At 72.8% G+C, this 24,988-nt stretch carries 24 protein-coding genes; 7 read left to right on the top strand and 17 right to left on the bottom strand.

Going from position 1 to position 24,988, the window contains the following annotated elements; translation table 11 throughout:
* The first annotated feature begins 3 nt into the window (after nt 1-3).
* On the top strand, nt 4-894 hold the full coding sequence (locus ACX9I7_RS08245) for a deoxyribonuclease IV (RefSeq protein WP_387574298.1): 891 nt from the start codon (nt 4-6) through the stop codon (nt 892-894).
* A gap of 16 nt (nt 895-910) precedes the next feature.
* On the opposite strand, the gene ACX9I7_RS08240 is transcribed toward ACX9I7_RS08245, so the two are convergent.
* The gene (locus ACX9I7_RS08240) at nt 911-1,543 is read right to left on the bottom strand and encodes a sulfite oxidase-like oxidoreductase (protein ID WP_387574300.1); all 633 of its coding nucleotides are present in this window, start codon (nt 1,541-1,543) and stop codon (nt 911-913) included.
* 175 nt (nt 1,544-1,718) lie between these two features.
* On the opposite strand from ACX9I7_RS08240, the gene bfr reads away from it, so the two are divergent.
* Nucleotides 1,719-2,207: a bacterioferritin gene (gene bfr, locus ACX9I7_RS08235; protein ID WP_126913763.1), complete on the top strand. Its 489-nt coding sequence runs from the start codon at nt 1,719-1,721 to the stop codon at nt 2,205-2,207.
* A gap of 28 nt (nt 2,208-2,235) precedes the next feature.
* On the opposite strand, the gene ACX9I7_RS08230 is transcribed toward bfr, so the two are convergent.
* Entirely contained in the window at nt 2,236-2,487 is a 252-nt protein-coding gene (locus ACX9I7_RS08230; protein ID WP_387574302.1) for a (2Fe-2S)-binding protein, read from the bottom strand.
* Between the two features lie 154 nt (nt 2,488-2,641).
* Complete coding sequence (locus tag ACX9I7_RS08225; protein WP_189455272.1) at nt 2,642-3,991, bottom strand: class II 3-deoxy-7-phosphoheptulonate synthase; 1,350 nt, start codon at nt 3,989-3,991, stop codon at nt 2,642-2,644.
* A gap of 289 nt (nt 3,992-4,280) precedes the next feature.
* Here ACX9I7_RS08225 and ACX9I7_RS08220 point away from each other — a divergent pair, with 289 nt between their 5' ends.
* Nucleotides 4,281-6,185 (top strand): anthranilate synthase family protein, encoded by a 1,905-nt coding sequence (locus ACX9I7_RS08220; protein WP_459386922.1) that lies wholly within the window; start codon nt 4,281-4,283, stop codon nt 6,183-6,185.
* 108 nt (nt 6,186-6,293) lie between these two features.
* Here ACX9I7_RS08220 and ACX9I7_RS08215 read toward each other — a convergent pair whose 3' ends face one another.
* From ACX9I7_RS08215 to ACX9I7_RS08200, 4 genes are read right to left on the bottom strand one after another with little or no spacing between them, the layout of a single operon-like run.
* A complete protein-coding gene (locus tag ACX9I7_RS08215; RefSeq protein ID WP_459386921.1) occupies nt 6,294-7,328 on the bottom strand; it encodes a 6-phosphofructokinase in 1,035 nt (344 codons plus the stop codon).
* 57 nt (nt 7,329-7,385) lie between these two features.
* Complete coding sequence (locus ACX9I7_RS08210; RefSeq protein ID WP_459386920.1) at nt 7,386-8,093, bottom strand: response regulator; 708 nt, start codon at nt 8,091-8,093, stop codon at nt 7,386-7,388.
* On the bottom strand, nt 8,090-9,319 hold the full coding sequence (gene macS / locus ACX9I7_RS08205; RefSeq protein ID WP_459386919.1) for a MacS family sensor histidine kinase: 1,230 nt from the start codon (nt 9,317-9,319) through the stop codon (nt 8,090-8,092). The genes ACX9I7_RS08210 and macS overlap by 4 nt, the downstream gene beginning before the upstream one ends.
* A 28-nt stretch (nt 9,320-9,347) precedes the next feature.
* Nucleotides 9,348-10,121 (bottom strand): lysophospholipid acyltransferase family protein, encoded by a 774-nt coding sequence (locus ACX9I7_RS08200; RefSeq protein ID WP_387574699.1) that lies wholly within the window; start codon nt 10,119-10,121, stop codon nt 9,348-9,350.
* A 139-nt stretch (nt 10,122-10,260) separates the two neighbouring features.
* Between ACX9I7_RS08200 and ACX9I7_RS08195 the strand changes: the two genes are divergently transcribed.
* Together ACX9I7_RS08195 and ACX9I7_RS08190 are read left to right on the top strand one after the other, a co-directional pair.
* Complete coding sequence (locus ACX9I7_RS08195) at nt 10,261-11,031, top strand: alpha/beta hydrolase (protein WP_387574313.1); 771 nt, start codon at nt 10,261-10,263, stop codon at nt 11,029-11,031.
* Entirely contained in the window at nt 11,024-11,605 is a 582-nt protein-coding gene (locus tag ACX9I7_RS08190) for a hypothetical protein (RefSeq protein WP_459386918.1), read from the top strand. Before ACX9I7_RS08195 ends, ACX9I7_RS08190 begins: the two co-directional genes overlap by 8 nt.
* Before the next feature lie 4 nt (nt 11,606-11,609).
* On the opposite strand, the gene ACX9I7_RS08185 is transcribed toward ACX9I7_RS08190, so the two are convergent.
* The 6 genes from ACX9I7_RS08185 to ACX9I7_RS08160 form a co-directional block, all read right to left on the bottom strand.
* Nucleotides 11,610-12,359: an endonuclease/exonuclease/phosphatase family protein gene (locus ACX9I7_RS08185; protein WP_459386917.1), complete on the bottom strand. Its 750-nt coding sequence runs from the start codon at nt 12,357-12,359 to the stop codon at nt 11,610-11,612.
* A gap of 31 nt (nt 12,360-12,390) precedes the next feature.
* Entirely contained in the window at nt 12,391-13,332 is a 942-nt protein-coding gene (locus ACX9I7_RS08180; protein ID WP_126913769.1) for an ROK family glucokinase, read from the bottom strand.
* Nucleotides 13,333-13,389: 57 nt separating this feature from the next.
* A complete protein-coding gene (locus ACX9I7_RS08175; protein WP_387574320.1) occupies nt 13,390-13,866 on the bottom strand; it encodes a DUF5304 family protein in 477 nt (158 codons plus the stop codon).
* 71 nt (nt 13,867-13,937) lie between these two features.
* On the bottom strand, nt 13,938-15,170 hold the full coding sequence (locus ACX9I7_RS08170; RefSeq protein ID WP_459386916.1) for an ArsA family ATPase: 1,233 nt from the start codon (nt 15,168-15,170) through the stop codon (nt 13,938-13,940).
* Nucleotides 15,171-15,211: 41 nt separating this feature from the next.
* Nucleotides 15,212-15,661 (bottom strand): SRPBCC family protein, encoded by a 450-nt coding sequence (locus ACX9I7_RS08165; protein ID WP_189455289.1) that lies wholly within the window; start codon nt 15,659-15,661, stop codon nt 15,212-15,214.
* A gap of 84 nt (nt 15,662-15,745) precedes the next feature.
* Nucleotides 15,746-16,507 (bottom strand): metallophosphoesterase family protein, encoded by a 762-nt coding sequence (locus ACX9I7_RS08160; protein ID WP_387574325.1) that lies wholly within the window; start codon nt 16,505-16,507, stop codon nt 15,746-15,748.
* A 278-nt stretch (nt 16,508-16,785) separates the two neighbouring features.
* On the opposite strand from ACX9I7_RS08160, the gene ACX9I7_RS08155 reads away from it, so the two are divergent.
* On the top strand, nt 16,786-18,582 hold the full coding sequence (locus ACX9I7_RS08155) for an AMP-dependent synthetase/ligase (RefSeq protein ID WP_387574327.1): 1,797 nt from the start codon (nt 16,786-16,788) through the stop codon (nt 18,580-18,582).
* 55 nt (nt 18,583-18,637) lie between these two features.
* On the opposite strand, the gene ACX9I7_RS08150 is transcribed toward ACX9I7_RS08155, so the two are convergent.
* Entirely contained in the window at nt 18,638-19,780 is a 1,143-nt protein-coding gene (locus tag ACX9I7_RS08150; protein ID WP_459386915.1) for a glycosyltransferase family 4 protein, read from the bottom strand.
* A gap of 123 nt (nt 19,781-19,903) precedes the next feature.
* On the opposite strand from ACX9I7_RS08150, the gene ACX9I7_RS08145 reads away from it, so the two are divergent.
* Entirely contained in the window at nt 19,904-21,145 is a 1,242-nt protein-coding gene (locus ACX9I7_RS08145) for a glycosyltransferase 87 family protein (protein ID WP_387574331.1), read from the top strand.
* 109 nt (nt 21,146-21,254) lie between these two features.
* On the opposite strand, the gene ACX9I7_RS08140 is transcribed toward ACX9I7_RS08145, so the two are convergent.
* The 3 genes from ACX9I7_RS08140 to ACX9I7_RS08130 all read right to left on the bottom strand — a co-directional run bounded on the left by ACX9I7_RS08140 (nt 21,255) and on the right by ACX9I7_RS08130 (nt 24,868).
* A complete protein-coding gene (locus tag ACX9I7_RS08140; RefSeq protein WP_459386914.1) occupies nt 21,255-22,415 on the bottom strand; it encodes a Cif family virulence factor in 1,161 nt (386 codons plus the stop codon).
* 34 nt (nt 22,416-22,449) lie between these two features.
* Nucleotides 22,450-23,529, bottom strand: coding sequence for a C40 family peptidase (locus tag ACX9I7_RS08135; RefSeq protein WP_459386913.1), 1,080 nt, complete (start codon nt 23,527-23,529; stop codon nt 22,450-22,452).
* 265 nt (nt 23,530-23,794) lie between these two features.
* Nucleotides 23,795-24,868, bottom strand: coding sequence for a C40 family peptidase (locus ACX9I7_RS08130; RefSeq protein ID WP_387574335.1), 1,074 nt, complete (start codon nt 24,866-24,868; stop codon nt 23,795-23,797).
* Nucleotides 24,869-24,988 lie beyond the last annotated feature (120 nt).

Raw genomic sequence — 24,988 nt, 5'->3', positions numbered from 1 at the left:
GTCATGAGCGATACCCACGACCTCCTGCCCGGCCCGGCGCGCAATCCCGTCGGCGGTCATGTCCCCGTCGCCGGCGGGCTCGCCAGGGTCGGCCTGGCCTACGCGCGGGAGCTGGCCGCCGAGGCCGTCCAGGTCTTCGTCGCCAACCCGCGCGGCTGGGCGACCCCGCCCGGCGACCCCCGGCAGGACGAGGAGTTCCGGGCGGCCTGCGCCGCCGAGGGCGTACCGGCCTACGTCCACGCCCCCTATCTGATCAATTTCGGCTCGCACACCGAGGCCACCGTCGAGAAGTCCGTGGACTCGCTGCGGCACTCACTGCGCCGGGGCCGGGAGATCGGCGCGCTCGGCGTCGTCGTCCACACCGGCTCGGCGACCGGCGGGCGGCCGCGCGGGCAGGCGCTGGCGCAGGTCCACGAGCGGCTGCTGCCGCTGCTGGCGGAGCTCACCCACGACGACGACCCCCGGCTGCTGCTGGAGCCCACGGCCGGGCAGGGTTCCTCGCTCTGCTCCCTGGTCGAGGACCTCGGCCCGTACTTCGAGGCGCTGGAGCACCATCCGAAGCTGGGCGTCTGCCTCGACACCTGCCACCTCTTCGCGGCCGGGCACGACCTCGCGGAGCCCGGCGGGATGAAGCGGACGCTCGACGAGCTGGTCGCCGTGACCGGCCCGGGGCGGCTGGGGCTGATTCACGCCAATGATTCGAAGGACGTCGTCGGCGCCCACAAGGACCGCCACGAGAACATCGGTTCCGGCCACATCGGCGCCGAGCCCTTCGCCGAGCTGTTCCTCCACCCGGAGACGGCGGGCGTGCCGCTGACGATCGAGACGCCCGGCGGCAAGGAGGGCCACGCCGCCGACGTGGCCCGCCTGAAGGCGCTGCGCGAGCCGGTCTGAGAGACCCGGCGGCGCCTCAGAGCTCCGGGCCCTCGCCGGGCAGCTCCTGGTAGGAGTAGCGCTGCTCGCGCCAGGGGTCGCCGACGTTGTGGTAGCCCCGCTCCTCCCAGAAGCCCCGCCGGTCGGTGGTCATGTACTCCACGCCGCGCACCCACTTGGGGCCCTTCCAGGCGTAGAGGTGCGGGACGACCAGCCGGGCGGGGAAGCCGTGCTCGGCGGTGAGGAGTTCACCGTCCTTGTGGGTGGCGAAAATGGTCTGTTCCGCCATGAAGTCGGACAGCCTCAGATTCGAGCTGTAGCCGTACTCGGCCCACACCATCACATGCGTGACCTCGGGCGCGGGCGGCGCCAGTTCGAGGATCGTCCGGGCCGAAACCCCACCCCACTCGGCGTCGAGCATGCTGTACTTCGTGACGCAGTGGAGGTCCGCCACCACCGTCGTGTACGGCAGCGCGGAGAATTCGTCGTGCGTCCAGCAGCGCTTGTCGCCGTCGGCGGTCGAGCCGAAGACACGGAACTCCCAGCGGTCCGGCTTGAACTTCGGTACCGGGCCGTAGTGCGTCACCGGCCATCCGCGCTGGAGCCGCTGCCCCGGAGGCAGCTGAAGATGTTCCCCTTTGCGGCTTTCGGTATTTTTCGAGAGCCCCATGGCTCAATGGTGTCAGACCCGTGGGGGTGCTGATGACCGGGGGACGCCCCACGGCGGGCCCCGTCACTCCATATCCGGGCAACTCCCACTAAGTGTGCACTTACTGGACGGCTCCCCCGGGCGGTGCGAGGATGCGCGCAAACTGCTGGACACCTGCTGGGAAGGAGCCTCTGCGATGCAGGGAGACCCCGAGGTCATCGAGTTCCTCAATGAACAGCTGACGGCCGAGCTGACGGCCATCAACCAGTACTTCCTGCACGCCAAACTCCAGGAACACCACGGCTGGACCAAGATCGCCTCGCATACCCGTGCCGAGTCCTTCGACGAGATGCGGCACGCGGAGACCCTGACCGACCGGATCATCTTCCTGGAGGCGCTGCCCAACTATCAGCGGCTCTTCCACGTCCGGATCGGCCAGACGATCACCGAGATGTTCCAGGCCGACCGCCAGGTCGAGGTCGAGGCCATCGACCGGCTGCGGCGCGGGGTGGAGGTCATGCGGGCCAAGGGCGACATCACCTCGGCCAATATCTTCGAGTCGATCCTCGCGGACGAGGAGGATCACATCGATTATCTCGACACCCAGCTGGAGCTGATCGAGAAACTCGGTGAGCCGCTGTACATCGCCCAGTTCATCGAGCAGGAGAACGGCGGCAGCGACTAGGCCGGCGGCGCGGGCCGGGCAGCGCCGGCTAGGCGGCGACCGGCGCGGAGGCCGGTACGAGCGCCGTGTCGGCGCCCAGCACGTCGGCGCCCCCCTGGTCGGCCAGCTCCCGGCGGGGGCACGCGCCCCGGCCGAGGAGGGCCTGGATGCGGCGCACACAGCCGCCGCAGTCGGTGCCGGCCTTGCAGGCGGAGGCTATCTTGCGGGGCGTGCACGCCCCCTTGTCCGCGTGCTCGCGCACCTGCTGCTCCGTGATGCCGAAGCACGAGCAGACGTACACGCGGTCACCGCCTTGCCGGGGAACGAGAAGGGCCCAATACCTTATTGATCAATAAGGTAACCCTTACCTTACCCGTCCGGGTGGCCGAAAGACAACGCCGTGGGGCGCGGATCACGTCGATCCGCGCCCCACGGCGTCTCGCTACAGATCTTTCCTACTGGTCGCGGTACATCTCGGCGACGAGGAACGCCAGGTCCAGGGACTGGCTGCGGTTGAGGCGGGGGTCGCACGCCGTCTCGTAGCGCTGGTGGAGGTCGTCGACGAAGATCTCGTCGCCGCCGCCCACGCACTCGGTGACGTCGTCACCGGTGAGCTCGACGTGGATGCCGCCCGGGTGGGTGCCGAGGGCCTTGTGGACCTCGAAGAAGCCCTTGACCTCGTCCAGCACGTCGTCGAAGCGGCGGGTCTTGTGGCCCGAGGCCGCCTCGAAGGTGTTGCCGTGCATCGGGTCGCAGATCCAGGCCACCTGGGCGCCGGAGGCGGTGACCTTCTCCACCAGGGTGGGGAGCTTCTCGCGGACCTTGTCCGCGCCCATCCGGGTGATGAACGTCAGCCGGCCCGGCTCGCGCTCGGGGTCGAGCCGCTCGATGAGGGTGAGCGCCTCCTCGGGCGTCGACGTCGGCCCGAGCTTCACCCCGATCGGGTTGCGGATCTTCGAGGCGAACTCGATGTGCGCCCCGTCCAGCTGCCGGGTGCGCTCACCGATCCAGACCATGTGGCCCGAGACGTCGTACAGCTGCCCGGTCCGCGAGTCCACACGGGTCAGTGCGGACTCGTAGTCCAGCACCAGCGCCTCGTGCGAGGCGTAGAACTCGACGGTCTTGAACTCCTCCGGGTCCACCCCGCAGGCGTTCATGAAGTTCAGCGCGCGGTCGATCTCCCGGGCCAGCTGCTCGTAGCGCTGGCCGGAGGGCGAGGACTTCACGAAGTCCTGGTTCCAGGCGTGGACCTGGCGCAGGTCGGCGTAGCCACCGGTGGTGAAGGCGCGCACCAGGTTCAGCGTGGAGGCCGAGGCCTGGTACATCCGCTTCAGCCGCTGCGGGTCCGGCGTACGGGCCTCGGCGGTGAAGGCGAAGCCGTTGACGGAGTCGCCGCGGTAGGTCGGCAGGGTCACGCCGTCGCGGGTCTCGGTCGGCTTCGAACGCGGCTTGCTGTACTGGCCGGCGATGCGGCCGACCTTGACGACCGGCACCGAACCGGCGTACGTGAGCACCGCGCCCATCTGCAGGAGCGTCTTGAGCTTGTTGCGGATCTGGTCGGCGCCGACGGCGTCGAAGGCCTCGGCGCAGTCGCCGCCCTGCAGCAGGAACGCCTCTCCACGGGCGACGGCTCCCAGACGCTGGCGCAGCTGGTCGCACTCGCCCGCGAAGACGAGGGGCGGATAGGACTCGAGCTCGGCGATCACATCGCGCAGAGCCTCTTGGTCCGGCCAGTCAGGCTGCTGCGCCGCGGGCAGGGAGCGCCAGGTGTTGCCACCGGCGTGGATTTCAGCGTTCACGGTCACGCCCTCAACATTACGGGGTCGCGACGGCGACCCAAGGGCCGGACCGGACTCTGAGACACGGACTGAGACGGAATCCCCGAAAACCGGCGACATCCCCGCCGGTCGTCCGGTACTGTGCCGCCCATGTACGTGCTCTCCAACCAGCTCTGGTGGTGGACCGCTCCTTCGGCGGCCCACTGACGCGCGTACCCACCAGCGCTCTCGCGAAGGCCGCCCCGAGGGGCGGCCTTCGGCGTCTGAAGGCGCCGGACAAGGGCCGTTCCTCCCCCACCAGGAAGGAACCCGCCCAATGTCCCGTGCCGCGTCCCGTACCGCCGCCCTCCTCGCCCGGCTCACCGCCGCCGGCCACCCGCCCTTCGCCCTGCTCCACCGCCGCGCCCCCGGGCACCCCGAGGGCGTCGTCGAACTGCTCACCGGCCCGGTCGCCGAGGTGGAGCACCTGACCGGCATCCCGCTCCCGGCAGGAGCGCCCGCCGGCGGCGCGCCCGTGCACGACGCGCTGGCGCTCGTGCCCTTCCGCCAGATCCGCGAGCGCGGCTTCGACGTCCGCGACGACGGCACCCCCCTGCTGGTCCTGCGGCCGGAGGCGGCCCACGAGCTGCCGCTGGACGAGGTCCTCGGCGCGCTCCCCGCACACGAGGTGCGGGTGGAGGGCGGGGCCTTCGACGTGGCAGACGAGGAGTACGCCGAGATCGTCCGGCGCGTCGTCGAGGACGAGATCGGCACCGGCGAGGGCGCCAACTTCGTCATCCGCCGCACCTTCGAGGGCGAGATCCACGGCTTCCAGGCCGCCGACGCGCTGGCCCTCTTCCGCCGGCTGCTCATCCGCGAGCGCGGGGCGTACTGGACGTACGTCGTGCACACCGGCGAGCGCACGCTGGTGGGCGCCAGCCCCGAGGTGCACGTGCGGATGGCGGGCGGCACGGTCGTGATGAACCCGATCAGCGGCACCTACCGCTATCCCGCCGGGGGCCCGTCCGCCGACGACCTGCTCGGCTTCCTCCACGACCGCAAGGAGGTGGAGGAGCTCTCGATGGTCGTCGACGAGGAGCTGAAGATGATGTGCACCGTCGGCGACATGGGCGGTGTCGTCGTCGGCCCCCGGCTGCGCGAGATGGCTCACCTCGCCCACACCGAGTACGAGCTGCGCGGCCGCTCCTCGCTGGACGTGCGCGACGTGCTGCGCGAGACGATGTTCGCCGCGACCGTCACCGGCTCGCCCGTGCAGAACGCCTGCCGCGTCATCGAGCGCCACGAACCCCACGGCCGGGGCTACTACGCGGGCGCCCTCGCCCTGATCGGCCGGGACGCGGGCGGCGCCCAGACGCTGGACTCGCCCATCCTCATCCGCACCGCCGACATCGACCGCCACGGCCGGCTCCGGGTCGGCGTCGGCGCGACGCTGGTGCGCCGCTCCGACCCGCACGGCGAGGTCGCCGAGACCCACGCCAAGGCGGCGGGCGTCCTGACGGCCCTGGGCGTGCGCCGAGGACCGGTACGCCCGGCGACGGCCCCGGACGTCCGGCTCGCCGACGACCCCCGGGTACGGAGCGCGCTGGACGCGCGCCGAGCCGACCTGGCGCCTTTCTGGCTGCGCATGCACCGGGCCGACTCCGCTCCCGCGCTGAGCGGGCACGCTCTGGTCGTCGACGGCGAGGACACCTTCACGGCGATGCTCGCCCATCTTCTGCGCACCTCGGGACTGACGGTGTCGGTGCGGCGCTACGACGAGCCCGGGCTGCGGGACGCGGCGCTGGGCCACGAGGGCCCGGTGGTGCTGGGGCCCGGCCCGGGCAACCCCTCGGACGCGGCCGACCCGAAGATGCGGACGCTGCGCGGGCTGGCGGGGGAACTGCTGCGGGGGCACCGGCACGGGCTGCTGGGCGTGTGCCTGGGGCACGAGCTGATCGCGGCGGAGCTGGGGCTGGAGATCGTCCGGAAGGACGTGCCGTTCCAGGGGGCGCAGGAGCGGATCGACTTCTTCGGGCGGGAGGAGACGGTGGGGTTCTACAACACGTTCACCGCGCGGGGCGCGGGGGCCGACGGCGTCGAGCTGTGCGGGGACCCCCGCACGGGGGATGTCCACGCGCTGCGGGGGCCCGGCTTCGCGGGGGTGCAATTCCACCCGGAGTCCGTCCTGACGCTGAACGGCTCGGCGATCGTGGCGGAGCTACTGACCGCCGTCCTGGTGTAGCCGCCGCTGACGCGGCGGTTCCGCCCACCCGCCCGCCCGGCGTTCCGGGGCAATCGGGCGGGCGGGTGGGGGAGGACCGCGCCGAAGGCGCGGAAACCCCACGGTGGGTCAGCCGAAAAACGTCTTGGCCTCCTCGTAAAGCGCGACCGGCACGGTCTTCAGGCGTGCCGTCGCATCGGCCAACGGAACGCGGACGATATCCGCGCCCCGAAGCGCGACCATCGTCCCGAAATCCCCGTCCCGCACGGCGTCGATCGCGTGCAGCCCGAACCGCGTGGCGAGCCACCGGTCGAACGCGCTCGGCGTCCCCCCACGCTGCACGTGCCCCAGCACGGTCGTCCGTGCCTCCTTCCCCGTGCGGGACTCGATCTCCTTCGCCAGCCACTCCCCCACCCCTGAGAGCCGGACGTGCCCGAAGGAGTCCAGGGGCGTGGCGGCGTTCTTGAGGACCAGATCGCCGTCCTGCGGCATGGCCCCCTCCGCGACGACGACGATCGGCGCGTAGCTGGCCCGGAAGCGGGAGGTGACCCAGCCGCAGACCTCGTCGACGTCGAAGCGCACCTCGGGGACGAGGATGACGTTGGCGCCGCCCGCCAGGCCGGAGTGGAGCGCGATCCAGCCCGCGTGCCGGCCCATGACCTCGACCACGAGGACCCGCATGTGGGACTCGGCGGTGGTGTGGAGGCGGTCGATGGCCTCGGTGGCGATGTTGACGGCGGTGTCGAAGCCGAAGGTGTAGTCCGTGGCGGAGAGGTCGTTGTCGATGGTCTTGGGCACGCCCACGCAGCGGACGCCGTACTCGGTGCCGATCCGCGCCGCGACGCCGAGGGTGTCCTCGCCGCCGATGGCGATCAGGGCGTCCACCTCGTGCTCGGCGAGGTTCTCCGTGATGCGGCGGACGCCGTCGGGTTCCTTGAAGGGGTTGGTCCGGGAGGATCCGAGGATCGTGCCCCCGCGCGGCAGGATGCCGCGGACCGCCGGGATGCCGAGGGGGACGACGGAGCCGTGGAGGGGGCCGCGCCAGCCGTCCTTGAAGCCGATGAAGTCGTGACCGTGGTCCTGGACGCCCTTGCGGACGATCGCGCGGATGACCGCGTTGAGGCCGGGGCAGTCGCCGCCGCCGGTGAGCACTCCGATCCGCATGACACACCTTTCCGTTCGCCGGGGGCCTCGAAGGGCCGCCCGGCCGGGAACGCGCGGTCAGGCGTCGTCGAGACCTCGCTCTATCGCGTAGCGGACGAGCTCCACGCGGTTGTGCAGCTGGAGCTTGCCCAAGGTGTTCTGCACATGGTTCTGCACCGTCCGGTGGGAAATAACCAGCCGTTCGGCGATCTGCTTGTACGACAGTCCCTTGGCGACGAGGCGGAGGACCTCCGTCTCGCGGTCGGTGAGCCGGGGCGCCCCGGGCTCGTCGGGGGCGGCGGGGGCGGGGTCGGCGGCCAGCCTGCGGTACTCGCCGAGGACCAGCCCGGCCAGGCCGGGGGTGAAGACGGGGTCGCCGACGGCCGTGCGGCGGACGGCGTCCAGCAGCTCCTCCGCGCCGGCGGACTTCAGGAGGTAGCCGGTGGCGCCGGACTTGACGGCCTCCAGGACGTCGGCGTGCTCGCCGCTCGCGGAGAGCACCAGGACGCGCAGCTCGGGCCGGTCGGCGACGAGCTGCTTGCAGACGGCCGCGCCGGGCAGGCCGGGCAGGTTGAGGTCGAGGACCAGGACGTCGGGGAGGGCGGCCTGGGCCCGGCGCACGGCCTGGGGGCCGTCGCCGGCGGTGGCCACCACGTCGTACCCGGCGGCGGCCAGGTCGCGGGCGACGGCGTCGCGCCACATGGGGTGGTCGTCGACCACCATGACCTTCACCGCGTCCGCCTCCGTCACACCCGTCTCCGTCGGCTCCGTCGTCTCCGTCGTCATCTCTTCTCGCTCCCCCGTGGGACTCTCATCTCGACCTCGGTGCCCTGCCCGGGCACCGAGAGCAGCTCGGCGGTGCCGCCGAGGTCCCGCAGCCGGCCGCGGATGGACAGGGCGACGCCCATGCGTCCCTCCCGTTCGGCGGCCGCCAGCCGTCCCTCGGGGATGCCCGGGCCGTCGTCCCGCACGGTGACGATCACCTCGTCCGGTTCGTCCTCCAGCAGGATCCAGGCCCGTGCGGCCGTTCCGGCGTGCTGGGTGACATTGTCCAGGGCGGCACCGACGGCGGCCGCGAGCTCCGCCGCCGCGGCCGCTTCCAGCAGCACGGGCGTGCCGGGCCCGGAGAAGGTGACGGCGGCGCCCGCCCGTGGGGCGAGCAGTGCCCGCAGGTCGCAGGGGCCGGCGGGCGGGGCGGGCTCGGCGGCGCCGGCGGGCTGCCCGGCGTCCTCGACGAGGCCGAGGTCCGCCTCCGAGCGGCTCCGGGGCACCAGGCCGCCCGCGACCAGGGTGCGCAGGGCGATCTCCTGCTCGCCGGCCAGCCGGCCCAGCTCGGCCGCCTCGCCGCCGAGGGCCGCGCCCCGGCGCTGCACCATGGCGAGGACCTGGAGGACGCTGTCGTGGATGTCGCGGGCGAGGCGCTCGCGCTCCCGGGTGGCGGCCTCGATCTGGAGGGCGCGGGCGAGGGTGCGCTCACTGGCGCGGGCGACCTCGACGATGTAGCCGATGGCGATGCTGGAGACCCAGACCAGGAGCACGTTGTGGACGGTGTCCCGGGCCGGGTGGCCGCGCTCGACGAGATTGGCGACGGCGACCAGCGTGGAGCCGACGGCCGCCCAGCGCCAGCCGCCCTTGATGGCCAGGCCCAGTACCGCGCCGCCCGTCCAGATGGACGGGAGGGTGGCCGCGCCTCCGTCGACGCGCTGGGCGGAGTCGACGACGGCGCTGAGCAGGACTCCGCCGAGCGCGATGCTCAGATCGGCGATCAGGAAGGACCTGGTGCAGCGTTCGGGGGCCGAGACCTTGTTCCAGGTCAGCAGCATCCACAGGGTGAGTACGCCCATGTAGAGCGCCGCGCCGAGCGGGTGGGCGTACTCGTGGTAGTTGACGCAGAACAGGGCCAGCGCGTAGCCGAGCGTCAGAATGCGGTAGCCGGTGAGGGCACGCCACAGCGGCAGCTCCACCGACATCCGCACGGCACGCGGGCGCCCGGTGCCGGTGCGCTGTGTCATGTGACGTGACCCCCCGAGGCCCGGGCGGCTACGCCTCGGGCTTGTCCTCCGTCTTCTCCGCCTTCTCCGTCGAGTCGGCCTTGTCGAGGCCGGCGGCCTTGGCCGCCTTCTCCTCCTCGGCCTTCTTCTTCGCCTCCTCCGCGATCTGCCGCTTGGCGGCGGTCGCGTAGATGTCGACGTACTCCTGGCCGGAGAGCTTCATGATCTCGTACATGACCTCGTCGGTCACCGAGCGGAGGATGAAGCGGTCGCCGTCCATGCCGTGGTAACGGCTGAAGTCCAGCGGCTTTCCGATCCGGATGCCCGGCCGGATCATCTTCGGCAGGACCTTCCCGGGCGGCTGCACCTTCTCCGTGTCGATCATGGCGACCGGGATCACGGGCGCGCCGGTGGCCAGCGCCACCCGGGCGAGCCCGCCCGGCTTGCCGCGGTAGAGACGGCCGTCCGGGGAACGGGTGCCCTCCGGGTAGATACCGAAGAGCTCACCGCGCTCCAGCACCTCGATACCGCTCTTGATCGCGGCCTCACCGGCACCACGGGCACCGGAACGGTCGACCGGGAGCTGGCCGACGCCCTTGAAGAACGCCGCCGTCAGCTTCCCCTTGACCCCGGGGGAGGTGAAGTATTCCTGCTTGGCGATGAACGTGATCTTGCGATCCAGTACCGCGGGAAGGAAGAAGGAGTCCGAGAACGACAGGTGGTTGCTCGCGAGGATCGCGGGCCCCTCGGCCGGGATGTTCTCCAAGCCCTCCACCCACGGCCGGAAGGCAAGCTTCAGCGACCCGCCGATGGACAGCTTCATTGCGCCGTAGAACAACCGAGAACCTCCTGTGTGTGACGAGGAGACCTTAACCTGCCTACCCGCCGTGCGGCGCTCCGCGTAGGCTGAGGGCCAGACCCTCTCGTTGTCCGTTGTCTCGTTCCCTTGATCGGAGATCCCGGTGCCGCTCCTCCCCGGAGCCGAGCCGTTCCGCCATGACGGCGGAGAGGTCGGCGTCCTCGTGTGTCACGGCTTCACCGGTTCCCCGCAGTCCGTAAGGCCCTGGGCCAATTATCTCGCGGAGCGGGGCCTGACGGTCTCGCTTCCCCTGCTGCCCGGGCACGGCACCCGCTGGCAGGACATGGCGATCACCGGCTGGCAGGACTGGTACGCGGAGGTCGACCGTGAGCTGTGGAGGCTGCGGGAGCGGTGCTCCCGGGTCTTCGTCTGCGGGCTGTCCATGGGCGGCGCCCTGACGCTGCGCCTCGCGGCCCGCCACGGGGCGGCCGTCTCCGGCGTCGTCCTGGTCAACCCCGCCAACAAGGTGCACGGCCTGGCCGCCCGGACCCTGCCGGTGATGCGCCACCTCGTGCCGACGACCAAGGGCATCGCCAGCGACATAGCCAAGCCGGGCATCGAGGAGACCGGCTACGACCGGGTGCCGCTCCACGCGGCGCACTCCTTCCGCGGCTTCCTGCGGAAGCTCGACACCGAACTGCCGCAGGTCACGCAGCCCTTGCTGCTGATGCGCAGCCCCCAGGACCATGTGGTGCCGCCGGCCGACTCCGCGCGCATCCTGTCCCGGGTCTCCTCCCTGGACGTCACCGAGCGGCTGCTGGAGAAGAGCTACCACGTGGCCACCCTGGACCACGACGCGGAGACGATCTTCGAGGAGACCCACGCGTTCATCAGCCGGCTCGCCGGCTCCCCCGCGGCGGCGTCCCATGGCTGAGCCCGACGCGAACCGCGACCGCGACGACAGCCGCGACCCCCTGGACGAGGACCGCGCCTGGGCCGAGCTCGTCGCCGCCTACGGCGAGCAGCCCGACCCGGAGAAGGGCCGCTGGCCCGCGACCGGCGACCTGGACGAGGCGAAGGACGCCGCGCCGGAGCCGGCCCGGCCGGAGTCGGCCCCCGAGGAGAAGCCCCCGCCGGCCGCGCCCGAGCGGCCGGGCGGCTCCGTCGTCTTCGCCCCGGGCATCGGCCCGCGCGACTGGACCATGCCGGAGCCGGAGTCCGGTCCCACCGACACCGGCGCCGGCGCCCCGGCGGCGGACGAGGGCCACTTCGTCCCGCCGGAGCCCCCGCCCCTGCCCACGGGCGACGTCACCTCCCGCTTCGCCTGGCTCGCGGTCCTCGGCGGCCCCTTGCTGCTGCTCGTCATGGTGCTGCTGCGCCAGGAGCTGACCTGGTGGGTGACGACGCTGGGCGTGGGCGGCTTCCTGGGCGGCTTCGCCACGCTCGTCCTGCGCATGAAGGACGGCGACGAGGACGATGACGACCCGGGCCGCGGAGCGGTGGTTTAGCCGATCAGGGAGCGGTCGGCACCCGCAGAGCCGCCAGCACCGGCAGGTGATCCGTGGCGGATCGCAGATCCGCCTCGCTCACCCCCGCCAACCCCATCGGCACCCCGCACCCCAGCACCTCGACGCCCCCGGTCGCGAAGACCGCGTCGATCCGCTGGAGCGGGTCCCCGAGCCGCGTCGTGTGCTCGCGCCCCCACGGCTTGACGGCCCATCCGTCCTGGAGTTCCCCCGCCAGCAGGCCGAACGTCCGCCCGTCGGGCCGGTCGTTGAGGTCGCCCGCCACGACGGCGTGCGGCACCTCCAGCCCCCGTACCCGCTCCAGCAACAGCCGTCCCTGCGCGTACCGCTCGTCCGCGTCGATGCTCAAGTGGCAGCTGACGACGCCCAGCCGGGCCCGGCCGAAGCGCAGGACGGCCGTGGCCAGCCCCCGTTGGTGGAGCCCGCGGCGCCGGGGCAGCAGCACGTCCTCCGCGTGCTCCACATGGGCGCGCAGCGAGGCGAGGATCATCGGTCCCGAGGCGGTGCCGCCACCGGTGACGTACACCAGCTCCGACTCCCGGGCGAGGCGGGCGGCCGCCTTGCGCCAGCGGAAGAAGCGCGGCGCCTCCTGAACGCAGACGACGTCGGGCGCACAGGCCCGGATGACCCGGGACAGCGCCGCGACGTCGTCACGCATGGAGCGGATGTTGTAGGAGAGCACGCGGACCACGGACCCGTCCGCTTCGGTCGAGGATTCCGGCAGGTCCGCGAGCATCGCCCCTCCGCTCAAGGAACTCGTCCCAGGTTCAGCCCTGACGGGCCAGGTCGGCCGCTCCCACCAGGCCGGCCTTGCCGCCCAACTGGGCGGCGAGCACCTGTGCGTGGGGGCGCCACTGTCCGCCGACGAGCCAGCGGCGGAAGGACTTGCGGATCGGGTCGAGGACGAGGTCGCCCTCGTCGGAGACGCCGCCGCCGACGATGAACGCCGAGGGGTCGAAGAGCGAGGCCAGGTCGGCCAGGCCCGCGCCGGCCCAGCGGGCGAGCTCGCGGAAGGAGTCGATGGCGACCGGGTCGCCCTGGCGGGCGGCGTCGCTGATGTGCTTGCCCTCGATGCCCTCGACGGTGCCGTCGCCGAGGCCCAGCAGGATCTCCGCGTTCTCCGGGGTGGCCTGGGCGCGCTGCTTGGCGTAGCGGACGAGCGCGCGGCCCGACGCGTACTGCTCCCAGCAGCCCTGGCTGCCGCAGCCGCAGAGCAGCCCGTCCGGCACCACGCGGATGTGGCCGAACTCGGCGGCCACGCCGAAGCGGCCGCGGCGGAGCTTGTTGCCGATGATGATGCCGCCGCCGAGGCCGGTGCCGAGGGTGATGCAGATGACGTCGTCGTGGCCCTGGCCGGCGCCGAAGCGGTACTCGCCCCAGGCGGCGGCGTTGGCGTCGTTCTCGACGACGACGGGGAGGCCGACGCGCTGCTCGACCTTGTCCTTGAGCGCCTCGTGCCGCCAGTTGATGTTCGGGGCGAAGAGGACCGTGGCCCGCTTGTCGTCCACGTAGCCGGCGGCGCCGATGCCGACGGCCTCGACCTCGAAGCCCTCGCTGACCGTGCGGACCGCGTCGGCGATCGCGTCGATCACGCCCTCGGGGGTGTCCGGGGTCGGCACTTTGCACGTCGCGAGGATCGAGCCCTCTTCGTCGACCACGCCGGCCGCGATCTTCGTGCCGCCGATGTCGACGCCGATGGTGAGTCCCATGTGTACCTCGGTTTTTCGCTCGAACCCCGCCAGGAGTAACCGTACCGGAGGGCGGGATCAGTCGAGGTCGATGCGCTCGCTCCCCCCGTTCCTCGCCTCGCCCTCGCGCGGCTCGGCCTCTCCCGCGCGGGGCGCGGGGGGCTCGTGCGCCGGTTCGTCGCGGGTCCAGCGCGCCTCCTGTCCCGTCACGGCGGCGCGGTAGGCGGCCAGCAGTTCGGAGCCGGCGGCGGCCAGGTGGTCGAAGACCTGGGGGTTGCGCTCGATGACGGGCAGGGCGGCCGCCTTGGCCGTCTCGACGATCTCGCGCACGGCTCCCTGCGCGGCCGCGCCCGCGAGCGGCAGCCGGTCGGTGACCTTGCCGGCCACGGCCTCGACGAGTCTGCGCAGTTCCTCGGCGGCGCTGCCGGGCTGCTCGCCCGGTCCGCCGGCCGCGCGGCGGGTGTTCTCGGCGGCGAGGTCCTCGGCGCAGGCCCGCTCCCAGGCGTCGGGGTCGGGCGCCTGGCCGGGGCCGGGGCGCTCGGTGGCTTCGCTCATGACGGACTCCCGCTGGCTGGATTTTCCTTCGACGTTACCCGACCGACGCCGGGCCGTTCCGGGCGTCCCGGTCAGGGTGTCCGGGGCCACAGGCCGGGGTCGGGGACGAAACGCACGCACAGCTCGCCGTCGTGCAGCCCGGCCCCCGCGACGCCGCAGCGGCGCAGCGCGGAGGGCAGGGTGAGGACGCGGCGGAACGGACCGGCGGAGACGACGAGTTCGTCGCCCCGGCGGACGAGGCCGAGGCCCTCGCGGGTGGCGCCGGGCAGCGGGATACGCCAGATCAGCATGCCGTCGGCGGCGAGGCGGTCCTCGACGGCCCAGGGTTCGGCGGGCGGCCGGTCCGCGGCGGGCAGGGTGGCGCGGGCGGCGAGGAGCTCCAGGTCCGCGAGGCCCTGGGGGGCGCGGCCGAGGTGGGGCAGTTCGCGGACGGTGACGCCGTCGGCGAGGAACTCGTCGCACAGCGTCTTATGGGCGCCGCGCCGCTCGGCGGCGAGGGCGGCCAGCCAGGGGTCGGTGGAGTCCTCGGGCAGCAGCCGGTTCGCCACGAGCGAATCGATCCGGCAGCCCTGGAGGGCGAGCCCGGCGCGGGCGGTGCGGAGGGCGGCGAGGGCCTGCGGGCCGGGTTCGGCGACGAGCCGTACGGTCGTGCCGGGCGCCTCCAGGACGTCGCGGACGGCGGCCAGCTCCCGCTGGAAGCGTTCGGCGGTCTCGTAGAGCCGCTGGGCGGGCATGGGCACGCCGGCGAGCTGGGCGAGCATGGGGCGCAGCGCGCGGGCGGCCTGGCGCTCGGGGGGCAGGAGGCGGCGCAGATAGCGGCCGAGCTGCTCGGGGAGGCCCAGCAGGGCCACGGTCTGCAGCAGGGGCGGCATGTCGACGACGAGCAGGTCCCAGCGGTCCGGCTCGTTGTGGGCGGCCCGGAGGGCGGCGAGGAGGGCCAGGGGTTCGGCGCCGGGGAGTTCGGTGAGCTCCTCGGGGTCGAGGGGGGTGGCGCCCAGGAGGTCGAAGACGGCGGCGCCGCGTTCCTGGAGCTCGCCGGCCAGGGCGCGGAAGTGGGCGGCCGGGGCCACGCGCGCGGCCCACAGTCCGGGGGCGGCGGCCACGGGCGGCGCCCACGGTCCGCCCCGGCCGTCGTCGGCGCCCCCGGTGGGGAGGGCGGTGCCGAGGACGGCGTCCGGGGCGGGGCCGCGGTCGCTGGTGAGCAGCAGTGTCCGGCGTCCCGCGCGGGCGGCGGCCAGCGCGGTGGCCGCCGCGACGGTGGTGCGGCCCGCGCCGCCGGGACCGGTGACGAGGACCGTGCGCAAGGAGAGCCTTCCGGGCGGAGTAATGCGTGGAGGTCAGGGCGTCAGGACGCGGCGCCGCTCTCGACGCGGGTCTTCAGGCCGTCGAGGGCGCGGTCGATGATGACCTTCTCCGCCTTGCGCTTGATCATGCCGAGCATCGGGATCTTCACATCGACGGTGAGGGTGTACGTCACCTTGGTGTGCTTGCCGCCCGCCTCGGGCTCCAGGCTGTACGAGCCGTCGAGCTGGCGCAGCATCTGGGACTTGTCCAGGGACCACTCGACGACGCCGGGCGAGGGCCAGCTGTAGTTGAGGGTGTGGTCGTCCTTGATGGCGCCGGCGTCCAGGACCAGGCGCACCTTGCTGGCGCGGCCCTGCTCGTCCGTCTCGAGCACCTCGGCCTGCTTGACCTCGCCCGTCCACTCCGAGTAACGGCCGAAGTCGGCGATGACCGCCATGACCTCGTCCGGCGTCGCCTCGATCGTGATGCTCGAGCTGGTGTGTTCGGCCATCTGTGTGGCTCCTCCGTACCGGTGCGCGCCCTGGTGAATGGTCAGCTGAAAGGTCTGCCGGTGAAGGCTACCTCCCGCCGCGAGTCACCACTCCAGCACCCAGGGTGTCGCGGTGGAGGCGAAGTGGCCGACGTTGACGCATTCGGTCGCCCCGATGCGCATTCTGCGCGCCAGCGGCTGGTGGACATGGCCGAAGAGCGCGTATCTGGGGCGGGTGGCGCGGATGGTCTCCAGCAGGGCCGCGCTGCCGCGTTCGAAGCGGCGGGCGACGGTGTCGTAGCAGAGCTCGGGGACGTCGGGCGGGATGTGGGAGCAGAGCACGTCGACCTCGCCGAGGGCGGCGAGCTTGGCGGCGTAGACCTCGTCGTCGATCTCGTAGGGGGTGCGCATGGGGGAACGGAGGCCGCCGCCGACGAAGCCGAAGACGAGGCCGCCGATCTCGACGCGCTCGCCGTCGAGGACGGTGGTGCCGGGGCGGGCGAATTCCGGCCAGAGGCTGGGGATGTCCACATTGCCGTAGGTGGCGTAGGTGGGGGTGGGGAAGGCGGCGAAGAGCTCGGCGTACTGCTTGCGCACCGCTTCCTCGACGGCCCGCTCGCGGTCGATGCCCTCCCACAGCGCCCGGGAGAGGGTGCGGGCCTCCTCGAAGCGGCGGGCGGTGCGCAGCTCGACGATCCGGTCGGCGGCCTCGACGCCGAACAGCTCGGGGAAGATGCCGCGCGAGTGGTCGGCGTAGTCGAGGAAGAGGACCAGGTCGCCGAGACAGACGAGGGCGTCGGCGCCGTCTCCCGCGCGCGCCAGCCCCTCGGCGTTGCCGTGCACGTCGCTGACCACATGGACTCGCATACGGATCACCCTAGGTGTTGCGGCGGGGCCTCCGGAAGGGTCCCGACCTGCGGTTACTTCCCGGTCACCTGGCCTAGGGGCTAGGGTGCGGGGAGCGGTCCCGTGGCATGTGACGCATGGAACATCTGGGCACGACCCTCTGTTCGAAATCCGTACTGGTGGGTAACGTCCGGGCAGTCCACGCTGTCCAGCATCCCCCTGCCTGATCAATGGACCGCAGCCGACGCAGCGCCCCTCGAAGACGCGGCGGCGCCGGCGCCCGACGAGGAGCAGCAGTCTTGCGCGAGTTCAGCCTTCCGGCCCTGTACGAGGTCCCCGCCGACGGCAACCTGACGGATCTCATCCGCCGGAACGCCGCACTCCACCCCGAGGTGGCCGTCATAGGGCGCAAGGTCGACGACCGCTGGGAGGACGTCACCGCCGAGGGCTTCCTGGCCGAGGTGCGGGCCGTCGCCAAGGGACTGATGGCCGCGGGGATCGAGCCGGGCGACCGGATCGGCCTGCTGTCGCGCACCCGCTACGAGTGGGCGCTGCTGGACTTCGCCATCTGGAGCGCGGGCGCGGTGACCGTGCCGGTCTACGAGACGAGCTCCCCCGAGCAGATCCAGTGGATCCTCGGCGACTCCGGCGCCGTGGCCTGCCTGGTGGAGACGCCGGCGCACGAGGCGGCGGTCGAGTCCGTGCGCGACCGGCTGCCGGACCTCGCCAACATCTGGCAGATCGAGCGCGGCGCCCTGGACCGGCTGCGGGCCGCGGGCGAGGCGCTGACGGACGAGGCGGTGGACGAGCGCAGCGCGCTGGCGACCGCGGACTCGCCCGCGACCATCGTCTACACCTCCGGCACCACGGGCCGTCCCAAGGGCTGTGTGCTCACCCACCGCAGCTTCTTCGCGGAGTGCGGCAACGTCGTCGAGCGGCTCAAGCCGCTGTTCAACGTGGGCGAGTCGTCCGTGCTGCTGTTCCTGCCCGCCGCCCACGTCTTCGGCCGCCTGGTCGAGATCGCCTCGGTGATGGCCCCGATCCGGCTGGGCATGGTCAGCGACATCCGCAATCTCACCGACGACCTCCAGGGCTTCCGCCCCACGCTGGTCCTCGGCGTACCGCGCGTCTTCGAGAAGGTCTACAACGGCGCCCGGGCCAAGGCCCAGGCCGACGGCAAGGGCAAGGTCTTCGACAGGGCCGCCGAGACGGCCATCGCCTACAGCCGGGCGCTGGACACCGCGGCGGGCCCCTCCTTCGGCCTGCGGCTCAAGCACAAGATCTTCGACAAGCTGGTCTACGGCAAGCTGCGCGCGGTCCTCGGCGGCCGCGCCACCCACGCGATCTCCGGCGGCGCCCCGCTGGGCGAACGGCTGGGCCACTTCTACCGGGGCATCGGCTTCACGGTGCTGGAGGGCTACGGCCTGACGGAGTCGTGCGCCGCCACCGCCTTCAACCCGTGGGACAAGCCGAGGATCGGCACGGTCGGCCAGCCCCTGCCGGGCTCCGTGGTGCGGATCGCCGACGACGGCGAGGTGCTCCTGCACGGCGAGCACCTGTTCACCGGCTACTGGAACAACGAGGCGGCCACGGCCGAGGCGCTCTCCGACGGCTGGTTCCACACCGGCGACCTCGGCACCCTCGACGAGGACGGCTTCCTGCGCATCACCGGCCGCAAGAAGGAGATCATCGTCACCGCCGGCGGCAAGAACGTCGCCCCCGCCGTGATCGAGGACCGCATCCGGGCGCACGCGCTGATCGCCGAGTGCATGGTCGTCGGCGACGGCCGCCCGTTCGTGGGCGCGCTGGTCACCCTGGACGAGGACTTCCTGCCGCGCTGGCTGGAGCAGCACGGCAAGCCCGCCGGGCTCACGGCCGCCGAGCTGGCCGACGACCCGGAGCTGCTCGCGGACGTGCAGAAGGCGGTGGACGACGGCAACGCGGCGGTCTCCAAGGCCGAGTCGGTGCGCAAGTTCCGCATCCTGCCCGCGCAGTTCACGGAGGCGTCCGGCCATGTGACGCCGTCGCTGAAGCTCAAGCGGAACGTCGTCGCGAAGGACTTCGCGGACGAGATCGAGGCGATCTACCACGGGTGACCCGGCTGACAATGGGTAAGGGGCTCGCGCCATGGCGCGAGCCCCTTACCCATTGTCAGAGGAGTTCCTTCAGGCGCTCCGCCAGCAGATCCCAGCGCCAGCGCTCCTCCACCCACGCCCGGCCGCGTTCGCCCATGCGGCGGCGCAGCTCCGGGTCGTTCAGCAGGGTGACGATCCGGTCGGCCGCCTCCTCGGCGGAGCCGCCGCGCACGACATAGCCCGTCTCCCCCTCCAGCACCGCGTCCGGGGCGCCTCCCGAGTCGCCGCCGACCACCGGCAGGCCCGTCGCGGACGCCTCCAGGTAGACGATGCCGAGCCCCTCGACGTCCAGGCCGCCCCGGCGCGTCCGGCAGGGCATCGCGAAGACGTCTCCGGCGCCGTAGTGGGCGGGCAGCTCCTCCCAGGGGACGGGCCCGGTGAAGCGGACCGCGTGGGCGACACCGGTCCTGTCGGCGAGCTCGCGCAGGTCGTCCGCGTAGGGGCCGCCGCCGACCATCAGCAGCACCGCGTCGGGCACGGCCGCGAGGATCCGGGGCATGGCCTCGATCAGGGTGTCCTGGCCCTTGCGGGGGACGAGCCGGGAGACGCACACCACGACCGGCCGGTCCGCGAGCCCGAGCCGCGCCCGGGCCTCGGCGCCGCCGGATGCCGGGTGGAAGGTCTTCTCGTCCACGCCGGGCGGCAGTTGCGTCATGCGGGCCGCCGCCTCGTCCGTCAGCGCGGAGGCGATCCGGGACCGCGTGTACTCCCCCAGATAGGTGATCGTGTCGACGCCTTCGCCGATCCTGCGCAGCAGTTGCCGCGAGCCCGGCAACTGGGCCCACGCCGCCTCGTGACCGTGGGTGGTGGCCACCAGCCGCCGGGCCCCGGCCCGCCGCAGCGCGGGCGCCATCAGCCCCAGCGGCGCGGCCGCCCCGAACCACACCGACGTACAGCCGTGCTCCCGCAGCAGCTCGGCCGCGCGCCGGGTCACCCGGGGCGTGGGCAGCAGCATGGTCGTCCGGTCGCGGACCACCGGGAAGGGCTGCTCGGCGTCGAAGCGCGCGGTGGCCTCGCGGCCCTCCTCGCTCCGCTTCCAGGTGGAGGCGTAGACGACGATGCTCGCCGGGTCCAGACGCAACGCCATGTTGTGGAGGAATGCCTGGATGCCGCCGGGGCGGGGCGGGAAGTCGTTCGTGACGATCAGGGTCTTGTCCATCGCCGCCGACAGTACCGGGTTCGAACAGGCGTCAACCGCGCCGCGTCGCCGCGCGCGTGGGCCCCCTCGACCGGCATGATTCCTCTCAGTTACCACATGCCTACGGCGGGATGAGGTGAAGTGATGGTGGCGGGCACTGGTCTGCGGCTCTCGATCGGGGTGTGGGCCGTCACCCGGGCCGTTCTGATGATGTGCGTGTTCCGGGTGTGGGACATGCCCGGCTCGGACGTGTCCGTCGACATCGAGGTGATCTACCAGGGCTGGTACGGCGTCCTGCGCAGCGGCATCTTCCCGTACGACGACGTGACCTGGCAGTACCCGCCGGCCGCCGCGCTGGCCGTGCTCGCCCCCGGGCTGCTGCCGTTCCTCAACTACGCGCCGGCGTTCTTCGTCCTCTGCCTCGCGGCCGACGCGGCCGTCATGGGGATGCTGCTGTACGCGGCGCGCGACGGCCGGCGCGGACCGCTGGGCGTCTGGGTGTGGGTGACGGGCGTCCCGCTGCTCGGGCCGATCGTCTACGCCCGCTACGACGTGATGGTCACCGCCGTCGCCGTCGCCGCGCTGCTGACGGTGGGCCGCCGCACCCGGCTGGCGGGGGCCCTGACGGGCTTCGGCGCGCTGCTCAAGATCTGGCCGGTCCTGCTGGTCATCGGCACCCCGCGCGGGCGCGCCACCCGGTCCGTCTGGAGCGCGGCGCTGGTGACGGCGGGGGTGCTGGGCATGTTCTTCACGGCCGCGATGCCGGGGGCGCTGGCGTTCCTGACCTTCCAACGCGACCGGGGCACCGAGGTGGAGTCCCTGGGGTCGCTGGTCTTCCACCTGGCCCGGCACATCGGCTGGCACGGCAAGGCGCGCCTCAACTACGGCTCGGTGGAATTCCTCGGCCGGCACGTCCACGCGGTGAGCGCGCTGGCGCTGGGGCTGAGCGTGCTGGCGTTCGGCTGGCTGCTGCTGTGGCGGCTGCGGGCCCGCCGCTTCACGCCGACGACGCCGTACGACGCGGCGTTCGCGGCGGTGCTGCTCTTCACCACGACGAGCCGGGTGATCAGCCCCCAGTACATGATCTGGCTGATCGGCCTGGCGGCGGTCTGCGTCACGATGGGGACGCCGCGGCAGCGGCTGCCGATCCTGCTGGTGCTGATGGCCGCGCCGCTGACGCAGCTGGAGTTTCCCATCTGGTTCTCGCACGTGGTCGCGAGCGACAAGTTGGGGGTGGCGACGCTGACGTTGCGCAACGGGTTGCTGGTGGCGGCGACGGTGGTGGCGTGTTCGCGGCTGTGGCGCGAGACGGTTACCGAGGGCCACCTGCCGCAGGGGGAGCCGGATCCTCCGGCCGAACGGGAGTCGGCGCTGGTGCCGGGGTAGGCCGTGGCCGGGTGCGGGCCGGTGGTCGCGTTGTGCCCACCCTCCCCCAGCTACCGCTGGGAGGTGCCCCCAGCCCCGCGGAACGCCTGCCCACAACGCGGGCCGACCGTCAAAAGGCCCCCGCCACGTACGACCGCCACCTCGTCGTGAAGTCCTCGGGACTGATCCCGAGCACTCCCCGGAACCCATCCCTCCCCTCCCGGTAGAACGCCCTGAGCGTCCCCTCCCCCCACCCCTCCGCGATCAGGCGGCAGGCCAGCCAGCCGCCCTCGTAGGCGCGTGCCAAGCGCCCCGCCCCGCCCGTGAAGGCGAAGTCGTCGGCGGCGGGAAGCCCCGACGGCAGGTCGCCCGCGTCGACGGACGCGGCCAGCTCGGGCGCGGCCTGCCGGGCCGTGCGGTCCGTGCCCCGGTACGCGGCCCAGTCGGCGAAGCCCTCGGAGAGCCACTTCGGCGTGGCCGCCGTCGTCACCGCCCGCGTCGCGACGTGCGTCGTCTCGTGCGTGAACACGATCCGCCGCCCGAAGTCGGCGAGCTCCCCGTACGCCTCGGGATTGACGACGACCCGGTCACCCGTGGCCACGGCCGCCATGCCCCGGTAGTTCGCGGCCGGCGTCTCCAAGAGGGCGCCCATCCGCTCCAGCGAAGCGGGCACCTCGACCACGACGTGGCGGGCCCAGCGCCCGCCCCACGCCGCGTCCACCGCCGGTACCGCCGCGTCCGCGAGGCCGGCCACCGCGCGCAGCAGGGACTCGTCCTGGCCCACGCCCAGGACGAGGCTGTGCCCGCCCCGGACGGCCGTGACCCGGCCCTGCTCCCACAGCTGCCCCGCCGGGTGCCGGGCCTCCTGCCCGGCCACGTACCAGCGGCCGTCCCGCCGCGTGAGCGTCAGCCGGAGCGGGGCGGTGACGGGGGCCGCGTCGTGGCCGGCGAGCCGGTAGCGCAGCTCGGCCTCGGCGACGGCGCCGCGCGCGAGCCGCACCAGCCGGTACTCCCAGGAGGCCAGCGGCACGGCGGCGAGGTTGGCGAGGACCATGCGGCGCTCGGCGCGGTAGCCGTCGGCGGCGGGGTCGATGACGGCCAGGTAGGCGGCCTCGTCCCGCTGCCGCACCGCCGCCGCCCACCGGTCGAGCAGCCGCCGCACGGACGCCTCGTCCGGCTCGGGCGTCGCGGCGGGCCCACAGCCGGAGAGCCCGAGCAGCCCGGCGACGCCCAGCGCGCACACCGCCCGCCGCCCGATCCCCGTATTGCCGCTGCCGTCACCGTCCGTCACCCCCGCATCGTACGCACCGTGCGGGCGGCCGCCGTCAGGGACGGGTGACGGACGAGATGGGCATCATGTCGGCCCGGTCGTAGCGCACCCGCGCCCCCGGGTAGGGGGCGTGGACGACCTGGCCATTGCCCACGTACATCCCCACGTGGCTGGCGTCGTCGCGGTAGATCACCAGGTCGCCGGGGCGGGCCTCGGAGAGCGAGACGTGCCGCCCGGCGTTGCGCTGCGCCTGCGAGGTGCGCGGCAGGCCCACTCCGGCCCGGCCGTACGCCCACTGCATCAGCCCGGAGCAGTCGAAGGCGCCCGGCCCGGTGGCGCCCCAGGCGTAGGGCGAGCCGACGGCCTGCCGGACGGCCATGGCCGCGGCGAGGCCCCGGCCGGAGCCGACGGCCGCGGAGACGTCGCCGAAGGAGGGCAGAGCGGCCGCGGCGGCCCGCAGCGGGCCGCCCGAGCGCTCCTCGGAGCGCGAGGCGCGGGCGTACTCCTCGCGGGCGGCGTCCGGCAGGGAGTTGAGCAGCCGGCGGGCGGAGGCGAGCTTGTCCTCGACCTCCCGTTTGTGCTGCTCGACCGCCCGGCGGCTGTCCTCCAGCTCGGCGAGGGTGCGGGCGGCCTCCTGGCGCTCCTGGCGCAGGGTGCGCTGGGCGGCCAGCAGGGCGCGCAGCTGCCCGGCCTGACGGCCCGTGACGCGGTCGAGGGTGGCGGCCTTGTCGAGGTAGCCGTCGGGGTCCGAGGAGAGGATGAGCTCGATGGCGGGGTCGACGGCGCCGTGGCGGTACTGGGCGGTGGCGATCAGGCCGAGGGCGTCGCGCATCCGGTTGACCTTCTCCTGGCCGCGCGCGACGCGGTCGGCGACCTGTTCCACGCGCTCGCGCAGGGCGTCGGCGCGCTCCCCCGCCGCGTTGAACTTCTCCGTGGCCTGCTCGGCCTGCTCGTAGAGCTGGTCGAGCCGCGCCTTCACCGTCCCCGAGGTCTTGGAGTCGTCGGCGGGGTCACCGGGCCGGGCGAGCGCGGGGGCCGCCGAGAAGGCGGCCGCGGCGGTGGCCATGGCGGCGGACAGGACGGTGACCCGGACACTCTGGGTGAGACCGGACTGCGAACGGCGATGGGACGCCACGGGGTGCCGCACTCCCTTCCACTGTGTGCGGACCCTGCCGCCCGGTCGACGGGCGGACGACGGCCGGGCACCGCGCGCCAGACAGTAGCGGCGCGCTCACCCCGGGTTCAAAGACCTCGCGGGCGGCAAAAACGGCGCCCCGCCGACAGACGCAGGTCATCGGCGGGGCGCGGTGTCACTTGCCGTAGTCGCGATTCGCCCGAAAGGGCGGCATGGCGCGGCGGAAGTGATGAACGGCAGAGGTTCAGCAGAGGTGTTAACCCGATCAGCCGACGCGCACGCCGAACTGGAAGGGCATGTTGCTCATCGCCTCGTAGCGCACGTAGGCGCCGGTGCGGGGGGCGTGGAAGACCTGGCCGTTGCCCGCGTAGAGGCCGACGTGGTGCTGGTCGCCGTAGAAGATGACCAGGTCGCCGGGCTTGAGCTGGCTCTGGTCGTAGATCCGGGTGCCGGCGTTGGCCTGGTCCTGGGAGATGCGCGGGAGGGAGACGCCGGCCTGGCCGTAGGCCCACTGGGTGAGGCCGGAGCAGTCCCAGGTGGACATTCCGGTCGCGCCGTACTCGTAGGGCTTGCCCTCCTGGCTCTGCGCGTAGGCCAGAGCGGCGGCGGCGTGGCCGGAGCCCGCGGGGATGTTGGGGCGGCTGTCGGAGCGGCTGGCGCGGCCGCTGTCGCCACCGCTCTTGCCGCTGTCGGCCTTGCTTCCGGAGGCGCCCTTCTGGTCCCCGCCGGTGATCTCCGCGCGCTCCTTCTCGGAGAACTGGTTGAGCACCTTCTGGGCGTCGGCCAGCTTGCCCTGGACCTCGTCCTTGTGCTGCTCCACGGCCTTGCGGGTGGACTCCAGGTCCGCGAGCTTGGAGGAGGCGGCCGCGCGCTCCTGCTTGAGGGTCCGCTGCTTGGCGGCCATCAGCCGGAGCGTGTCGGCCTGCTTGGCGCTCAGCTGGCTGAGCCTGGAGGCCCGGTCCAGGTAGGTGTCGGGGTCCGAGGTGAGCAGCAGCTGGAGCGTGGGGTCGATCGAGCCGGTGCGGTACTGCGAGGTGGCTATCAGGCCGAGGGCGCCGCGCATCCGGTTGAACTCGTCCTGGCCGCGCGCGACCTTGTCCTGGAGCTCACTGACCTGCTTCTCCAGCTTGTCGTGCTGCTCCTTGGCCCCGTTGTACTTCTCGGTGGCCTGCTCGGCCTCTTCGTAGAGCTTGTCGACCTGGTCCTTGGCCTCGGACTTCGACAGCTTGGTGTCGGCGTGCGCGGCCTGCGCCGAGAGGGCGACGGCCATGGCCGCGGTCGCGGTCAGCACGGTGGCCCGAGTGCGGCTCGGCTTCTTGGGACGACGGTGGGACGCCACGGAGACGAGCTCCTTCTACTCTGGGCCGCCCGCCGCGCGAAGTCCTGGGGCGCGGCGGGACCTTCACCGCACACCCCGAACGGGTGATTCCGCGAATGAAGGTTCGAGGCATGACCCTAG

Source organism: Streptomyces sp. L500 (genome assembly GCF_054551825.1).
The sequence above is the reverse complement of the archived record's forward strand: the minus strand, read 5'-3'. Positions and strand labels throughout refer to the sequence as shown.

What these genes read in the sequence shown, in the direction of transcription:
- ACX9I7_RS08180 (WP_126913769.1), bottom strand. Translation starts at nt 13,332, where the DNA reads ATGGGACTCACCATCGGCGTCGACATCGGCGGCACGAAGATCGCGGCC.
- ACX9I7_RS08150 (WP_459386915.1), bottom strand. Translation starts at nt 19,780, where the DNA reads ATGGACAAGACCCTGATCGTCACGAACGACTTCCCGCCCCGCCCCGGC.
- ACX9I7_RS08165 (WP_189455289.1), bottom strand. Translation starts at nt 15,661, where the DNA reads ATGGCCGAACACACCAGCTCGAGCATCACGATCGAGGCGACGCCGGAC.
- bfr (WP_126913763.1), top strand. Translation starts at nt 1,719, where the DNA reads ATGCAGGGAGACCCCGAGGTCATCGAGTTCCTCAATGAACAGCTGACG.
- macS (WP_459386919.1), bottom strand. Translation starts at nt 9,319, where the DNA reads ATGACACAGCGCACCGGCACCGGGCGCCCGCGTGCCGTGCGGATGTCG.
- ACX9I7_RS08220 (WP_459386922.1), top strand. Translation starts at nt 4,281, where the DNA reads ATGTCCCGTGCCGCGTCCCGTACCGCCGCCCTCCTCGCCCGGCTCACC.
- ACX9I7_RS08175 (WP_387574320.1), bottom strand. Translation starts at nt 13,866, where the DNA reads ATGAGCGAAGCCACCGAGCGCCCCGGCCCCGGCCAGGCGCCCGACCCC.
- ACX9I7_RS08245 (WP_387574298.1), top strand. Translation starts at nt 4, where the DNA reads ATGAGCGATACCCACGACCTCCTGCCCGGCCCGGCGCGCAATCCCGTC.
- ACX9I7_RS08200 (WP_387574699.1), bottom strand. Translation starts at nt 10,121, where the DNA reads ATGAAGCTGTCCATCGGCGGGTCGCTGAAGCTTGCCTTCCGGCCGTGG.
- ACX9I7_RS08185 (WP_459386917.1), bottom strand. Translation starts at nt 12,359, where the DNA reads ATGCTCGCGGACCTGCCGGAATCCTCGACCGAAGCGGACGGGTCCGTG.
- ACX9I7_RS08145 (WP_387574331.1), top strand. Translation starts at nt 19,904, where the DNA reads ATGGTGGCGGGCACTGGTCTGCGGCTCTCGATCGGGGTGTGGGCCGTC.
- ACX9I7_RS08215 (WP_459386921.1), bottom strand. Translation starts at nt 7,328, where the DNA reads ATGCGGATCGGAGTGCTCACCGGCGGCGGCGACTGCCCCGGCCTCAAC.
- ACX9I7_RS08190 (WP_459386918.1), top strand. Translation starts at nt 11,024, where the DNA reads ATGGCTGAGCCCGACGCGAACCGCGACCGCGACGACAGCCGCGACCCC.
- ACX9I7_RS08210 (WP_459386920.1), bottom strand. Translation starts at nt 8,093, where the DNA reads ATGACGACGGAGACGACGGAGCCGACGGAGACGGGTGTGACGGAGGCG.
- ACX9I7_RS08240 (WP_387574300.1), bottom strand. Translation starts at nt 1,543, where the DNA reads ATGGGGCTCTCGAAAAATACCGAAAGCCGCAAAGGGGAACATCTTCAG.
- ACX9I7_RS08160 (WP_387574325.1), bottom strand. Translation starts at nt 16,507, where the DNA reads ATGCGAGTCCATGTGGTCAGCGACGTGCACGGCAACGCCGAGGGGCTG.